Source organism: Alistipes megaguti (assembly GCF_944320325.1).
In the GTDB taxonomy this organism is placed as follows: Bacteria; Bacteroidota; Bacteroidia; order Bacteroidales; family Rikenellaceae; genus Alistipes; species Alistipes megaguti.
This window is the reverse complement of record NZ_CALUHA010000023.1, coordinates 22,367-39,444: the sequence shown is the minus strand read 5'-3', so window position 1 is coordinate 39,444 and position 17,078 is coordinate 22,367. Positions and strand designations below refer to the sequence as shown.

The window sequence follows — 17,078 nt, the reverse complement described above, 5'->3', positions numbered from 1 at the left end:
CGACGATCTTCAAGTTCTCGTCGTCGATGATGCCGATCATGATGCTGGCGGTGACGGCCGAGGAGAGCTATCCGGCGCTGAGCAAGATTCTCGACGACAAGCTGGTCAACGTCCTGAACCGGGTCGACGGCGTGGGGGCCGTCACGGTGATGGGGGCCCCGGAGCGCGAGGTGCAGGTGAATGTCGACCCGGCGCGTCTGGAGGCCTACAACCTGACGGTCGAGCAGCTGGGGCAGATCATCGCCGCGGAGAATGTCAACATCCCGAGCGGCACGATCGACATCGGCAACAATACGTTCAACATCAAGGCCGACGGGGAGTTCCGCCTTTCGGACGAACTGCGCCAGGTGGTGGTGTCGAACGCCGGGGGACGCACGGTGATGCTTTCGGACGTGGCCGAGATCCGCGACACGCTCGAGAAGGCCACCATGGATGAGCGGGTCAACGGCCAGCGGGGCGTTCGGGTGATGTTCCAGAAGCAGTCGGGGGCCAATACGGTCAATATCGTCCACGAGATCGAGTCGCGGCTGCCGGCCATCCAGAAGAGTCTGCCGCGCGACGTGAAGATGGAGCTGATCTTCGAGGGTTCGCAGGAGATCACCGATGCCATCGGGTCGCTGTCGGAGACTATTCTCTATGCCTTTATCTTCGTGGTGCTGGTGGTGATGATCTTCCTGGGGCGCTGGCGGGCGACGCTGATCATCTGCATGACGATCCCCGTCTCGCTGATCTGTTCGTTCATCTACCTCTTCGCCACGGACTCGACGATCAACATCATTTCGCTCTCGTCGCTGTCGATCGCCATCGGCATGGTGGTCGACGATGCCATCGTGGTGCTGGAGAACATCACCACCCATATCGAGCGGGGTTCGACGCCGAAGGAGGCCTCGATCTACGCCACCAACGAGGTGTGGCTGTCGGTCATTGCCACGACGCTGGTGGTTGTGGCGGTGTTCCTGCCGCTGACGTTGGTTCCGGGCATGGCGGGCATTCTGTTCCGCGAGCTGGGGTGGATCGTGACGATTGTGGTGTGCGTCTCGACGGCGGCGGCCATCACGCTGACGCCGATGATGTCGGCCTACCTGCTCAAATGCGAGGGCGGCGTCCATACCTGCCGCGGACTGGGCGTCGTCTACAAACCGATCGACCGGGCGCTGGCGTGGCTCGACAATGCCTATGCGCGTTCGCTCGACTGGGTGGTTCACCACCGCCGGCTGACGGTCATCTCGATGATGTCGCTCTTCGTGCTCTCGCTGGGGCTGCTGACGCAGGTCCCGACGGAGTTCTTCCCGCCGTCGGACAACAACCGCATTGCGGCGACGGTCGAACTCGAACAGAACGTTTCGGTGGAGTACACCTCGCGCATCGCCCGTCAGATCGACAGCATTCTCTACGCGAAATATCCCGAGGTGGTGCTGGTTTCGGCCTCGGCGGGAGCCAACTCGTCGGACGATGCCTTTGCGGCGATGCAGACCACCGGTTCGCACCTCATCAACTACAACCTGCGACTGACCGACGTCGAGGGGCGTGAGCGGTCGATCTACGTCATTTCGGACCTGCTGCGTCAGGATCTGGACCGCATACCCGAGATCCGGCAGTATACGGTCACGCCGGGCGGAGCGATGGGCGGCATGGTCGGCGGAGCGGCGACGGCCGACGTGAAGGTCTTCGGCTACGACATGGATGTGACGAATGCCGTGGCGAACGATCTGAAGGAGCGGATGCGCGCGCTGCCGGGGGTGCGCGACGTGAAGCTCTCGCGCGACGACCTGCGCCCGGAGTACAACGTGGTCTTCGACCGCGAGCGGCTGGCCTACTACGGGATGAACAGTGCAACGGCCTCGCAGGCCGTGCGCAACCGCATCGACGGGCTGGTGGCCTCGAAATACCGCGAGGACGGTGACGAATACGACATTGTGGTCCGCTACGCCGAACCGTTCCGCACGCGGGTGGAGGATGTCGAGAACATCACGCTCTACAACGCTCAGGGGCGTCCCGTGAAGCTCAAGGAGGTGGGACGCGTCGAGGAGGAGTATGCGGCGCCGATGATCGAGCGCGAGAACCGTCAGCGGGTCATCTCCGTCGAGTCGACGCTCGGTGCGGGGGTGGCGCTGGGCGACGTGGTGGCCGAACTCAACCGCCTGATTGCCGGTTACCCGACGCCCGACGGCGTGGATCTCGAGGTGGGCGGTACGGTCGAGGATCAGGGCGATGCCTTCTCGGATCTGCTGACGCTGTTCGTGCTGATCGTCATTCTGGTCTACATCGTCATGGCCACGCAGTTCGAGTCGCTGAAGTTCCCCTTCATCATCATGTTCACCATTCCGTTTGCCTTCACGGGGGTTTTCCTGGCGTTGTGGCTGACCTCGACGCCGCTGTCGCTCATCGCGCTGATCGGTGCGATCATGCTGGTGGGTATCGTGACGAAGAACGGCATCGTGATGGTGGACTACATGAACCTGCTGATCGAACGGGGGTCGGGTGTCTTCGAGGCGGTGATAGCGGGCGGCAAGAGCCGTCTGCGTCCGGTGCTGATGACCTCGTTCACGACGGTGCTGGGCATGCTGCCGCTGGCCATCGGCACGGGAGCCGGTTCGGAGACGTGGCAGCCGATGGGCATTGCTGTGATCGGCGGACTGACCTTCTCGACCATCCTGACGCTCTTCATCGTGCCGGTGCTCTATTCGATTCTGGTCCACCGTTCCCGGCGTCGCGAGCAGCGTCGTTTGGCCCGTCAGGCGACCATGCACCAGGCCGGGAGCCATTGACCGGCCGGCCCCTGCACAAGAACAGACAACAAACAACGAGAACCAACCATACCATGAAAGCCGTATTTTTATCCTATAACCAGGCACTGACGGATCGTGTGCACGCCATTCTTGACAAGCAGGGGATCCGGGGTTTCACGAAGTGGGCCTTGACCCAGGGCCGCGGCTCGGTGGACGGCGAACCCCACTACGGGACGCACGCCTGGCCGTCGATGAATGCCTCGATTCTGGCCATCATCGACGACGAACAGCTCGAACCGCTGATGACGGCCCTGCGCGAACTGGATGCCTCGACCCGGATGCAGGGTTCGCGCGCCTTCTACTGGACCGTCGAGGGGGGCTTCTGAGTTCCACCCGCCGGGGAGCCAAGACCCACCCGCCGGGGGAGCCAAGACCCACCAGCCGGATGACAGGGCCCCTCCTGCCGGGATGACGGAAACTCCTTCCGCCGGCACGGCAAGGCTCTCCCGCCGCCATCCAAAGGTTCTCTCTGCCGGCAAGAAAAGGCCCCCGTACGATGCGTCGTACGGGGGCCTTTTCGAGTGTCCGGGGCTTATTCCCCCTGTTGAATCTTCAGCGTGAATCCGCCGCCCGGCGCCAGATGGACGGCAAACGGCTCGGCGGTATCGATGCGGATCTCTTCGCGGCGATAGTCCGAGGCCTTGCGGTCGGCATTCACCCCGTCGCGGAAGAGTTCAGCCTGGAGACTGCCGCCCAGGAACGAGAGGTCGATTTTCAGGTCGCGGGGCGTCCAGTCGGTGATGCCGCCGATGTACCACGTTGAGCCCTTGCGGCGTGCGGTGACGATGTATTCGCCGATGCGGCCGTCCAGAATCCGGGTTTCATCCCACACGGTGGGGATCCGGGCGATGAACGACGTGCACTCCTCTTCGCGGAGGTAGTTCGTCGGGGAGTCGCAGAGCATGTTGAGCGGGGAGTCCAGCACGACGTAGAGGGCCAGCTGGTGGCAACGCGTGCCCTGACTCATCGGCTCCGTGTAGTTGGGGTGAAAACCCTGGCGCGTGGCGTTGATCATGGCGCCCTGCGTGTAATCCATCGGGCCGGCGGCCTGACGGATGAAGGGGATCGTGGCGTCGTATTTCATCTGGTCGACCTTTGACGAGTTCCATTTCATCTGCTCCAGCCCGTGTACGCCCTCGAAGTTGAGGATGTTGGGCCAGGTCCGGTTCAGTCCGGCGGGTTTGTGGGTTCCGTGCAGGTCGAGGATGAGGTGGTATTTGGCGGCGGTTTCGGCGGCCCGGGAGTTGAAGAGGGTCATCTGCTGGTCGTCGCGGTCCATGAAGTCGACCTTGAAGCCCTTGACGCCCATTTCGGCGTAGTGGCGGCACACCTCCTCCATGTCGCGCTGGAAGGCGTGGAATCCGGCCCAGAGAATGATCCCGACGCCCTTCGAATCGGCGTACCGGACGATCTGCCGCAGGTCGATGTCGGGGTTGATCTGCATGAGGTCGGCGCCCTTCCCGGCAGCCCAGCCGTCGTCGAGAATGACGTATTCGATGCCCTGCGAGGCGGCGAAGTCGATGTAGTATTTGTAGGTTTCGGTGTTGATGCCGGCCCGGAAGTCAACGCCGGCAAGGTTCCATGCGTTCCACCAGTCCCAGGCGACCTTTCCGGGGCGGATCCACGACAGGTCGTCGATCTTCGAAGGCTCGGCGAGCAGATAGCTCAGGTTCGAGGCGGCAATTCCGGCATCGTTTCCGATGATGGCGACGCGCCAGGGGAAGGTACGCGGTCCGGGAACATCGGCGATATGGACGGCGCGTTCCAGCACGACATGTTCGATTCCGTTGTAGCCGCCCGGCCGGGTGCGGATCGGACACGGAGCGAACTGTCCGCAGAGGTTGTTTCCGCCGTCCGGATTGCGGAGGTAGAGTCCGGGATAGTCGCGCAGGTCGCTCTCCGTGAGACAGATCTTCACCTGCTGGCCGGCATCCACGACGAGCGGCAGGAAGGCCAGACGTCCGGTTTTGAGTTGTGAGAGCCGTGCGACGGTGTAGGTGTTTTCGAAGGAGTTGAAGTACTGCTTTTCCCAGTCGCCGTCCTCTCCGGCCCGCACGTAGGGCAGCGTGGCCGTGAAGTCCTCGGGGAAGCGATAGGCGACCTCTTCGTTCAGAATGGCGAAGGGTTTCTTCGAACGGTTGACAAAGCGGTAAGCGACGCCGTCGTCGTAGGCGCGGAATTCGACCTCCCAGCCGCCCTTCATGCGGAGCGTGAGGGCGTTGTAGTGGTCGCGGATCGAATCGGCGCGGTAGAAGGGCGAAGCGACCCATTGATCAACCGACGATTGCGACGCCTTGGCAACGCGGGCATCGGGGCCCCAGACCGAGCCGTTGTTCAACCTTAGCGACAGGGGCGAAGGTTCGAGCAGCGTACGACCGTTGAGGCGGATGTCGTAGGAGAGTTCTCCGCCGACGGAGACGGTCGTCTGCAGGGCGCCGTCGGGCGATGCGAGCGTGTAGCGTTTTTGAGCCGGAAGGGCTGCCGTGACGAGCAGGGCGGCGGCAAGCAGCAAAGTTTTTTTCATTCGGGTTTAAACTGTTTTGGGTTTGATTTCGAGTTTGTAAACTTAATAAATAAATACTGTTTCTGCAAGCTCTTTTTCGGAGTTTCGGTCCGATTCCGTGCATCGCGATTTTGCGGGCCGGGCATGCGGCGGTTTGCCCGAAAATGCTTACCTTTGCCGATATGAAGCTCACTTTTCTGGGAACCGGAACCTCACAGGGCGTGCCCGTGATCGGATGCCGCTGCCGGGTCTGCACGTCGCCCGACCGGCGCGATCACCGTCTGCGTACCTCGGCCATGGTCGAGACGCACGGTGTGCGGCTGGTGATCGACGCGGGACCCGATTTCCGCTACCAGATGCTCCGCACGGGGGTGAGCCACCTCGACGGCATCCTGCTTACGCACGAACACAAGGACCATATCGGCGGTCTGGACGACGTGCGGGCCTTCAACTTTGTGGACTATCCGCCGACGATCCATCGGGTCGACATCTACGCCTCGCCGCGGACGCTGGCCTGCGTGCACAAGGATTTCGACTACGCCTTTGCACAGGACAAGTACCGCGGGGTCCCCGAGATCGAGCTCCACGAGATCGACGTCACGCGTCCCTTTACGGTGAAGGGGGTAGAGATCGTCCCCGTCTCGGGCCACCACTCCGAACGCTTTACGGTGACGGGCTACCGCATCGGGCCGCTGGCCTACCTGACGGATTTCAAGACGATCGAGGATCGGGAGGTGGAGAAGCTTCGCGGGGTGGATACGCTGGTGGTCAACGCCCTGCGCTTCAAGGAGCACTACTCGCACTTCAACGTGGCCGAAGCGCTGTCGCTGATCCGCCGCGTCGAACCCCGTCGGGCATGGCTCACGCACATGTCCCACGACATCGGGCTGCAGGCCGAGACGGAGCCGAAGCTCCCCGCGGGTGTCCGGATGGCCTGCGATACGCTGGAGGTCGAGATCGAAGATTGAAACACGAAAATACGCTATGAAGACATTGAAAGATCGCGTGATTGTCATCACGGGAGCCTCGTCGGGCATCGGCGAGGCGATGGCCAAGGTATATGCGGCCCAGGGGGCCCGGGTGGTGCTCGGGGCCCGGAGCGAGGACAAACTCCGCCGGCTGGCCGACGAGATCCGCTCGCAGGGCGGAGCGGCGGCCTTCTGTGGCGTCGACGTGACGAAACCCGAGGAGTGCCGGGCGCTGATCGAGACGGCCATCCGGGAGTTCGGGCGGCTGGACGTGCTGATCTGCAACGCCGGCATCTCGATGCGGGCGCTCTTCGACGATGTCGACCTGGAGGTGCTCCACCGCCTGATGGATGTCAACTTCTGGGGCACGGTCAACTGCTGCAAGTACGCCTTGCCCTATCTGCAGGCGACGAAGGGCTCGATTGTCGGCATTTCGTCCGTGGCCGGGCTGCACGGACTGCCGGGGCGTACGGGCTATTCGGCGTCGAAATACGCCATGACGGGCTTTCTGGAGACGCTGCGCATCGAGAATCTGAAAAAGGGGCTCCACGTGATGATCGCCTGCCCGGGCTTCACGGCCTCGAACGTGCGCTTCTCGGCGCTGACGGCCCATGGGGCGCAGCAGGGTGAGACGCCGCGCGACGAGTCGAAGATGATGACGGCCGAAGAGGTGGCCCACATCGTCGGTCGCGGCATTGTGCGCCGCAAACGGTTGTGTCTGATGGAGATCGAGGGCCGTGCGACGCATTTCGTGAAGAAGTTCGCTCCGGCGTTCCTCGACCGGATGTTCTATCTGGTGATGTCGCGCGAGCCGGATTCGCCGCTCAAGTAGCGCTGCGGCCGAAGTCTTGCCACGGAGGGGCCTTCTCACCGAGAAGGTCCCTTTTCTGTTGCCTTTTCGCCCGCAGAGATTGTATTTGCTTGCCGGCCGGCCTTTCTGCCCCGACGCCCTTGTCTTCCCGCTTTGGCGCCCATGCCTTCCTTCTCGGGCCTCATGTCCGTCCATTCCGGGAAGCATCTCTTTCCGCCTTGTCATGCTTCTCTTTCCGACTTCCGGAACGAAGGCTTCGGGGTGTTGCGACCTCCGGTCTCCGGATGCGGCGGAGTTTTCCGGCACTGGTGGAACCTTGAAATTGTCCAATCTCCGGACCTGCGCGAGAAGAGCCTCTGGGGCCTGTTTTGAACAAAATCAATATCGTGCTGGACAAAATCAAAGGTTATTTGAGCGGTTTTGAAAATCAATTCTTCAATTCTCGGGGTCTCTCCGGATGCTTATCGGTACTTTTGTATACCGAAAACAACCTGAACACAAAAACCTGAACCATTCATGAGAAAAAACCTCCTCCTGATTCCGGGACTTTTTTCCCTTCTTGTGCTGGGCTCCTGCGGTGCGGGCCCCGATCCCAAACTCGAGAGCGTGAAGCATGCCATCGACGTGGCCCGTTCGCAACTCGAACTTTCGTCGGCGGAGTTCGATTCGCTGCCGGGATTCCCGCGTTCGCTCATGCCGAAATTCAAGATCGTCGACGCCAAGGACTGGACCAGCGGTTTCTATCCCGGGACGCTGTGGGAAGCCTACCGCCTGACGGGCGACGAGCACCTGCGTGCCGAGGCCGAGAAATTCACCGCACGGCTCGAGGGCATACAATATTATAAGGGTACGCACGATCTGGGCTTTATGGTCTTCTGCAGCTACGGACAGCAGCAGCAGACGCTTCACGACGCCCATTCGGCCGAGGTGATTGTCGAGGCGGCCAACAGCCTCATTTCGCGCTGTGACTCGACCGTCGGTCTGATCCGCTCGTGGGACTTCGGCGAGTGGAACTACCCGGTGATCATCGACAACATGATGAATCTCGAGATGCTCTTCTGGGCCTCGAAGCACACGGGCGATCCGAAATACCGCAACGTGGCCGTCCGCCATGCCGACCTCACGATGCAGAACCACTTCCGCGAGGACGGCAGTTCGTACCACGTGGTGAGCTACAACGACGACGGCACGGTCGAGAGCCGCGGGACGTTCCAGGGCTACTCCGACTCTTCGGCCTGGGCCCGGGGCCAGGGCTGGGGTCTCTACGGCTATACGATGTGCTACCGCGAGACGGGCGACACGAAGTATCTGGACCATGCGCGCCGTATCGCTTCGTTCGTGATGAACCATCCCCGAACGCCCGAGGATCTGATTCCCTACTGGGACTACGACGCTCCGGACATTCCGAACGCTCCGCGTGACGCCTCGGCCGCAGCGGTGATCGCCTCGGCGCTCTTCGAGTTGTCGACGCTGGTTCCCGAGAGCGAGGGCAAGGCCTATTTCGAGCGGGCCGAAGCGATGCTGATGAGCCTGTCGTCGGATGCCTACCTGGCCGAGAAGGGGACCAACGGCGGCTTTATCCTCCGCCACAGCGTCGGCCACCTGCCGGCCCACAGCGAGATCGACACGCCGCTCAACTATGCGGACTACTACTATCTGGAGGCCATCGGCCGCTATCTGTCGCTGCGGGGCGTGTCGCCCCGGGAGCTTTAAAGCGTAAAAACCCTAAAACCAATAACCTATGAAACGAATCTTTACGAAGATCTCGCTGTATGGTCTCGTGATCTCGACGGCCCTTCTGACGGGGTGTCTGGGCGACGAAATCCGGGGCACCGATGACGGCAGCGGTTCGGAGACGACCGATTCGACGATTCCCGGCAACAGCGTGATTGATGCACGCGTTTTCGAGGCGTTGAATCTGGATCTTCCGGAACTGGCCTCCGTGAAGGCCTACTACGAGTCGGATCAGTACTATCTGGCCGCGCAGGCTCTGCTGAACTATTTCCGTACGCGGACGCAGGTCAATGCCAACGTCAACCTGATTGCGCCGTCGATCACGGCCGAGGAGCAGGCCCGGGCCGACTGGGCGCTTCCCGTCACGGGAGATGCGCAGGACGGCTACCGCTTCTGGGTCGACGGCTATGCCGACGGCGACCGTCCCTACTCCTACCAGACGGGCAGCAAACTCGACTGGACCAAACGCGCAACGGCCGAAACCGAGGAGCGCTTCCGCCTGCACCGCCTGCAATGGATGATCCCGCAGGGCAAGGCCTACCGCACGACGCTCGACGAAAACTACGTCACGTCGTGGATGTCGGTCTACGAGAGCTGGCTGGAGACCTTCCCGCTTCCGGCTGGCGACTACGATTTCAATGCCGATCCTTCGAGCCAGCCCGAGGAGGTGCGTGAGGCGCTCTACGCCTGGCGTCCGATCGACGTGTCGTACCGTCTGGCCGATCAGTGCGACCTGATCTACTATTTCATGCAGTCGACCGCCTTCACGCCGCAGATGCTCGCCTCCTACCTGTCGAATCTGGTCGAGCAGGCCGGCCACGTGATGAACCACTACTCGGAGAACGGGGAGGAGCTGGCCCAGGAGTCCTATGCCGTATGGCGGGCCGGTACGATTTTCCCCGAGATGAAGCAGGCGGCCGAGTGGGTCAAGAGCGGTTCGCAGGCGATGAACGACGGCGTCGACATCTCGATTCTCAATCTGCTGGATCTTTCGTACGGCGGATTGTCGAAAGTTTCGGCCGCCTATGCCGCCGGAGACTACCGTCTGGCCCTGCAGGAGCTGCTCAACTACTACCGCACGCGCACCCACGGTCTGAATCCCAACGTGAAGATCGAGAGCGACAAGGCTACGGATACCGAGAAGTCGTGGGCCGACTACGCCTTCCGTGAAAACGGCTACCGCTTCTATGTGAAGAACTATTTCGATGCGTCGGCCGGGTCGAACGTTCCCTATTCCTACCTGAATGCGGAGGGGACGGGCATCGACTGGACGATCTGGCCCACGAAGGAGCAGGAGCACCGCTACCAGCTGCACCGCCACCAGTGGATGATCCTGCAGGGCAAGGCCTACAATGCGACGCACGACGAGCGTTACGTGGCGAACTGGATGGAGGTCTACGGCGACTGGCTGCGTCAGAACCCCAAACCCGACGTGGATCTCGACTATACGGTCTATCCCGAGAATCTGCCTGCGGAGTATCGCAATGCGGGGTGGTCGTGGCGACCGCTGGACGTTGCGGCGCGGGTGATCGACCAGTGCGGGCTGCTGGAGTACTACCAGAATTCGGAGACTGTGACGGCCGAGTGGCTTTCGACCGTGCTCAAGCACCTCGACGAGCAGGTGAACCATATCATGAAGAACTACTCCACGACGTCGAACCATCTGATCACGCAGGCCCAGGCGGTGACCTTCGCGGGCATGCTCTTCCCCGAGCTGAAGAATGCCGCAACGTGGCGGACGAACGGTCCGGGCGTGCTCGGACAGCAGGTTACGGCGCAGTATTTCAACGACGGCTGGCTCAAGGACGGCGACCTTTCGTACCACATTTCGGGCATCGAGGATTTCCGTTCGTCGCTGCTCGTGGCGCAGCTCAACGGCGGTGAGAGCTACTTCCCGTCGAATTTCGTGTCGTCGATGCGCAAGATGACCGATGTGGTGATGAACATGATCTACCCGGACTATTCGGTGCCCAACATGGCCGATACGCGGGCTGCGTCGTGGACCAAGAGCGTGCTGACGCGCAACCTGAAGAACTACATGACGCTCTTCCCCGACAATGCCGAACTGACGTGGCTGGCCACCGAGGGGGCGCAGGGCACGCAGCCCGCGACAAATGTCGTGACGTTCCCCGACGGCGGCTACTACGTGATGCGTACGGGCTGGACGATGCAGGATCTGATGATGGTGCTGCAGAATACGCCGGACGGTCCCTCGGAGCAGTGGCACCGCCAGTCGGACAACAATACGTTCGAACTCTGGGCCAAGGGCCGCAACTTCTTCCCCGATTCGGGAGCGGGCTCTTACGGCGGCAATTCGGAGTCGAATGCCATCCGTTCGCGCTACGCCGCCACGACGGCCCACAATACGCTGACGCTCGACGGCCGGAACGTCTCGAGCGACGGCCGCATGCTCAAGCAGGAGTCGAAATCGACCTCGTCGTACGCCTACGAGGTGCTGGTGCTGGAGAACCCCTCCTACACGGGGCTGACCCACCGGCGCACGATCTTCCTGGTCAACAACAAGTTCTACGTGATCCTCGACGAGGGCTACGGCTCGGCCGAGGGTATGGTCAACCTGAACTTCAACGTGACGCCGGGCGACGATTCGCAGGTGGTGCTCGATTCGTCGGAGAACGGTTTCCACACGGCCTTCGGCGACGGCAACAACCTCTACGTGCGGAGCGCTTCGAACAAGGAGATAACCTTCGCCGAGATGCCGGGCTTCTTGGCCTACAACGTCGTGACCTCCTCCTACAAGGAGACCGTGCGCAAGGCCTATCAGCTCAACGTGACGAAGAGTGCCTCGGACGAGGCGGTGCGTTACGTGACGGTGCTCTATCCGACGACGGATGCTACGGCCGTGAAGGGGTTCGAGAGCGACCTGGGCGAATGGTCGGCCTCGGGGGCCTCGATCTCGGTTCGCATCGACGGCAAGACCTACAACCTGTCGTATACGCTGTAAACCTAAAACTGCAAAACGAATATGAAATCACTGTTTCGAAATATCTGTCTTGCCGTGCTCGGACTGTTGAGTACGGCGGCCTTCACGGCCTGCGGAGAGGATGAGACGTCGGACGGCGGTCTGGATCTCTACTATGCGTCGATCGTCGACATCGGCCCTTCGATGCTCTTCAATTCGGATGCTCCGACGTGGTACGGCCCCACGCCGTCGGAGTTTGCCATCACGGCCATCACCCTCAATGATGCGGCGGTCACGAGCGAGAGCTTCACGATCAACTCGACGACGGGTGTGGTCTCGATCACCCATACGGAGAATCTCGAGCCGGGGGTCTACAAACTGACCATTTCGTGCCTTTCGGGCGGCGTCCGCCATACGTTCAAGGACATCTTCACGGTCCACATGTCGCCGGCCACGCCCGAGGCGCTGGAGCTCAGCTCGCCGACGCTGGAGATCCCCTATGCCGAGTTGGAGACCAGCGAGGCCAAGGTGACGGTGACGCCCGTGGGTGAATCCGTATCGATCCAGAGCTACAGTCTGGTTCAGCCCGAGGGCGAGGAGTACTTCTCGATCTCGCTGGCCGGTGAGGTGACGCTCAACGCCAACTTCAAGGGCGAGGTGATGCCGGGCAACTACCCGCTGCCGATCACGGTGAAGACCTATGCCGGCGAGATGACCTACGAGGGTCTGCTGACGGGCCGCATCACGAGCGAACCGCTTTCGGTAAGCTATCCCACGGCATCCGGCCGCATCGAGGCGGGCATGTCCTTCCTCGGCACGACGCCGACGTTGAAGGGTTCGCCCGACGAGGTGGCATGGGCCATCCGCCAGATCCGCCCGGGCGAGGGAAGTCCGGAGACGGATCTGATCAAGATCGACCCGGCGACGGGTGTCATTTCGGTCGACGAGGGCAACAACCTGCAGGTCGGTGCGGTCTATACGGTGGACCTGACGGTGACCAACAGCTTTGGCTCGACGGATTTCGACGGCGCCTACACGCTGACGGTTGTCGACTATATCGAACCCATCGACGCCTCGACCTTTGCCTACGATCCCGTTGAGGCGATCCAGGGCGGCGAATTCAAGGCCGAGAAGCGGAGCGGCTTCGTCGGCGACGAGGCGGTCTTCGCCTTCGGAACGCTTCCGGCAGCCGTCGAGGGCCAGCTGACGATCGACCAGGCAACGGGTGCCGTTTCGGCGACCAAGGGCCATTCGATTCCGCTGGGCGAGTATGAGATTCCGGTGGTGGCCTCCAACCTGAAGGGACAGGCCGAGACCACGCTCCGACTGACCGTGGGCGAGAATCCCTACTACTTCACGACGATCAGCTACGGCAACAACCTGGGTCTGACGCCGGCGGAGAATTACGCCAGCCAGTTCCGCTGCCCGACGTCGGGCGATCTGACGTCGCTGCAGCTCACCCCGACGACCGATGCCAAACCGGGTACGCAGCTGACGTGGTCGATCAAGATCAAGCATCAGTGTAAAGAGACGCTCATCGACTCGCAGACGGGTGTCATCTCGCCCAAGGGCTTCAAGGCCAACAACGGCGGCCTGATTCTGGTGACGGCGACGGCCGGCAAGGGCCAGGTCGGCGAGACCTCGGTGACGGTTCCGGTCTTCTTCTCGTTCATCCAGGCCGTGAGCGGCGTGACGATCCACTATACGCCGTTCGTCTTCCAGGTGAACCCGCGCACGGGCGGCACGTCGGCTGCGCCGACCGTCGAGGGCGTCGATCCGTCGCTCTTTGCGATCGACTACCGTCGTACGTTCAACTATTACAACATTGCCGGTCCGCACACCGACGGACAGCCTTCGACTGCCGGATCGTTCATGAACAGCGTCTGGAGCTCCTACTACACGAGCATCGGCAGCGCCACGGTCAACACGGGTTCGAAGGATCCCGTCTCCTACTATTCGAACACCTCGCGGCTGAGCTCGGCGCTGTGCTACGTCGATCCCACGACGAAGGCGCTGGTTGTCAACCCGAACAAGTGGGTCGATGGCAACGGTGTGGCCGCCAACGGAGCGATGATCGGTCAGATGACCTTCGTCACGGACGGCAATTCGGGCAATGTGAGCAACGGTTCGCAGGTCTTCCCGATCTGGATCTGGTTCGACGAGAAATTTTAACCTAACGGAATGAAACCTATGAAACATATATTGAACCGGGCATTCGGGCTGCGGGGGGTATTGACCCTCCTGGCCCTGACGGTGGTCTTCGCGGCCACGGCCCAGAACAAGATAACGGGCAAGGTGACCGACGAGAACAACCAGCCGGCCATCGGAGCCAACGTCGTGGTGAAGGGCACGACGCAGGGCGTCTCGACGGACCTGAAGGGCACCTACACGCTCTCGGTGAAGAAGGGAGCCGTGCTGGTCTTCTCCTACCTGGGCTACAAGCAGCAGGAGGTGACCGTGAACACGCAGACGGTCATCGACGTCAAGCTCGAACCCGAAACCAACGTCATGGATGAAGTGGTTGTGGTGGGTTACGGCGCGCAGAAGCGCAGCGACCTGACGGGAGCCATCGCCTCGGTGTCGGCCGAGGATGTCGAGGGCTTCAAGTCGGGATCGGTCATGGAGGCGCTCGGGGGCCAGATTGCCGGTGTGCAGATCACCGCGACGGACGGTACGCCGGGTGCGGGTTTCGACATCAAGATCCGCGGTATCGGCTCGGTGAACGGTGAAACGACGCCGCTCTACATCGTCGACGGATTCCAGGTCGACAACATCGACTACCTCTCGAATTCGGACATCGCCTCGATCGAGGTGCTGAAGGATGCCTCGTCGTCGGCCATCTACGGATCGCGCGCCGCGAACGGCGTGGTGATGGTGACGACCAAGTCGGGCAAGGTGGGACGTCCGGTGGTGACCTACAACGGATCGGCCAGCTACCGCGACATCTCGCGGACGCTCGATCTGCTGACGCCCTACGAGTTCGTGCGGCTGCAGACCGAGGCGTGGCCCGACAAGTTCGGCGACACCTACTACAAGTCGGGCAACGACGACAACGGGGTTCCCTATCGTTACCAGACGCTGGACGACTACATCGGCGTAGCGGGCATCGACTGGCAGGGCGAGACCTTCCAGCCCACGTGGTCGCAGGATCACAATGTCTCGGTGTCGGGCGGTTCGGACAAGACGAAGTATGCCTTCTCGTTCTCGGACTTCCTCGAGAACGGTATCTTCAAGAACAGTGCCTTCAACAAGATCACGGCCAAGATGCGCGTGAACCACAAGATCTCGAAGCTGCTCTCGATCGACGCCACGGTCAACTACGCCTTTACGGACAAGCGCGGTATGGGAACGTCGGGCGACAACGGCCGTTTCAACATGCTGGGTCAGATTCTGCGGGCCCGCCCGACGGGCGGTCTGCGGATGACCGACGAGGAGCTGCTCAATTCGGCGATCGACCCGCTGGAGCTCGAGTCGTCGGAGTCGCTCTCGCAGGTGAACCCCATCAAGCAGGCCGAGTCGGTGACCAACACCAAGAAGGCGGAGATGTGGGGCGGCAACCTGGCGCTGAACTTCAACTTCGGCAAGGGGTGGAGCTTCCGCATGGCCGGATCGTACAACACGACCAACACGCGCAACTACCAGTTCTACTACGACGGATCGAAGGAGGCCTACCGCAACGGCCAGACCCCCTACGGCTCGACGCAGATGACGCGCGACGTGCGCTGGACGAACTTCAACTACCTGACCTACAAATATAAGCAGAAGAACGGCCACGCCTTCGACGTGATGCTGGGTCAGGAGACTTCGTTCCGCGGAACGGAGTATCTGAAGGGACAGGCGACCGACTTTCCGTTCGACAACCTGGGCAACGACAACCTCGGTCTGGGCGCCACGCCGAGCCAGGTGACCTCGTCGCGGTCGGACAACCTGCTGGTGTCGTTCTTCGCGCGCGGCAACTACAGCTACAAGGACCGCTATCTGTTCACGGCGACGATCCGAGCCGACGGTTCGACGGTCTTCTCGAAGAACAACAAGTGGGGTTACTTCCCGTCGTTCTCGGCGGCATGGCGCATCTCGGAGGAGCCCTTCATGAAGAAGCAGGAGGTGATTTCGAACCTCAAGCTGCGAGCCGGCTGGGGCGTCGTGGGTAACGACCGCATCACGAACTACCTCTCGCTGACGCTCTACACGCAGAACAAGTACGGCTACGGCAACAGCCTCATCACGGTGCTCTCGCCCAAGCAGCTGCCCAACGAGGATCTCAAGTGGGAGGCTTCGCAGAGTACGAACATCGGTCTGGATCTGGGTCTGTTCCGCAACCGGCTGAACATCACGGCCGACCTCTTCCTCAAGGATACGAAGGATCTGCTGATGGCGGCCAACAAGGCCTATGTTTCGGGCTTCGGGTCGCAGTGGCAGAACGTGGGCAAGATCCGCAACAAGGGTCTCGAGCTGGCGATCAACTCGACGAACATCGCCTCGAAGAGCGGCTTCCGCTGGACGACGGACTTCAACATCTCGTTCATCCGCAACGAGCTGCGTGCGCTGGCCGACGGCGCCCGGACGATGTACACGGCCGCCAGCTGGAACAGCGACTACACGGGTTACGACTACATGGCGCAGGTGGGTCAGTCGCTGGGTCTGATCTACGGTTATGTCTTCGACGGGGTCTACCAGTCGTCGGATTTCGAGGTGGACGCCGCCACGGGTGAGACGCGCCTGCGTGCGGGCGTGCCCGACATGTCGGAGCACTACACGAGCGGCACGTTCGGCCCCGGCGTGGTGAAGTACAAGGATGTGGACGGCGACGGCAAGATCACGACGAACGACCGCACGGTGATCGGCAACGGTACGCCGAAGTGGTACGGAGGTATCACCAACACCTTCTCCTACAAGGGCATCGACCTGAGCTTCATGTTCCAGTTCAACTACGGCAACGACGTCTACAACGCCACGCGCATGTACGCCTCGCAGACGCAGGACCAGCGTTCGAACATGATGGCCGAGGTGGCCGACCGCTGGACGGCGACCAACGCCTCGAACAGCGTTCCGCGCTGGGACGGCTACGTGAAGAACGAGCTCTACTCGCGCTTTGTCGAGGACGGATCGTTCCTGCGACTGAAGAACCTCACGGTGGGGTACACGCTGCCGCAGCACTGGACGCGGAAGTTCTACGTCTCGAAGCTGCGCATCTACTTCACGGCGCAGAACCTCTTCGTGGTGACGGGCTACTCGGGCTACGATCCGGAGGTGAACATGCGGGCCTCGAACCCGATGACGCCGTCGTTCGACTGGGGCGCCTATCCGCGCAGCAAAGTATATACGATGGGTCTTGACCTGTCCTTCTAAAAAG

At 61.7% G+C, this 17,078-nt stretch carries 9 protein-coding genes; 8 read left to right on the top strand and 1 reads right to left on the bottom strand.

Annotation, left to right across the window (positions count from 1 at the left end):
• Together PUQ42_RS07265 and PUQ42_RS07260 are read left to right on the top strand one after the other, a co-directional pair.
• On the top strand, positions 1-2,768 hold a 2,768-nt coding region (locus tag PUQ42_RS07265), incomplete at its 5' end, for an efflux RND transporter permease subunit (RefSeq protein WP_273372411.1).
• Between the two features lie 53 nt (positions 2,769-2,821).
• Positions 2,822-3,115: a PG0541 family transporter-associated protein gene (locus PUQ42_RS07260; RefSeq protein ID WP_273372408.1), complete on the top strand. Its 294-nt coding sequence runs from the start codon at positions 2,822-2,824 to the stop codon at positions 3,113-3,115.
• Between the two features lie 206 nt (positions 3,116-3,321).
• Here PUQ42_RS07260 and PUQ42_RS07255 read toward each other — a convergent pair whose 3' ends face one another.
• Positions 3,322-5,313, bottom strand: coding sequence for a glycoside hydrolase family 97 protein (locus tag PUQ42_RS07255; RefSeq protein ID WP_273372405.1), 1,992 nt, complete (start codon positions 5,311-5,313; stop codon positions 3,322-3,324).
• A 161-nt stretch (positions 5,314-5,474) separates the two neighbouring features.
• Here PUQ42_RS07255 and PUQ42_RS07250 point away from each other — a divergent pair, with 161 nt between their 5' ends.
• From PUQ42_RS07250 to PUQ42_RS07225, 6 genes are all read left to right on the top strand, one after another.
• Positions 5,475-6,260 (top strand): MBL fold metallo-hydrolase, encoded by a 786-nt coding sequence (locus PUQ42_RS07250; RefSeq protein WP_273372402.1) that lies wholly within the window; start codon positions 5,475-5,477, stop codon positions 6,258-6,260.
• A 16-nt stretch (positions 6,261-6,276) separates the two neighbouring features.
• Positions 6,277-7,092, top strand: coding sequence for an SDR family oxidoreductase (locus PUQ42_RS07245; RefSeq protein ID WP_273372400.1), 816 nt, complete (start codon positions 6,277-6,279; stop codon positions 7,090-7,092).
• A 495-nt stretch (positions 7,093-7,587) separates the two neighbouring features.
• Positions 7,588-8,784 (top strand): glycoside hydrolase family 88 protein, encoded by a 1,197-nt coding sequence (locus tag PUQ42_RS07240; RefSeq protein ID WP_273372398.1) that lies wholly within the window; start codon positions 7,588-7,590, stop codon positions 8,782-8,784.
• Positions 8,785-8,812: 28 nt separating this feature from the next.
• A complete protein-coding gene (gene hepC / locus PUQ42_RS07235) occupies positions 8,813-11,767 on the top strand; it encodes a heparin-sulfate lyase HepC (protein WP_273372396.1) in 2,955 nt (984 codons plus the stop codon).
• 21 nt (positions 11,768-11,788) lie between these two features.
• Positions 11,789-13,897 (top strand): surface glycan-binding family protein, encoded by a 2,109-nt coding sequence (locus tag PUQ42_RS07230; protein WP_273372393.1) that lies wholly within the window; start codon positions 11,789-11,791, stop codon positions 13,895-13,897.
• 18 nt (positions 13,898-13,915) lie between these two features.
• Positions 13,916-17,074 (top strand): SusC/RagA family TonB-linked outer membrane protein, encoded by a 3,159-nt coding sequence (locus PUQ42_RS07225; RefSeq protein WP_273372391.1) that lies wholly within the window; start codon positions 13,916-13,918, stop codon positions 17,072-17,074.
• Positions 17,075-17,078: the final 4 nt, after the last annotated feature.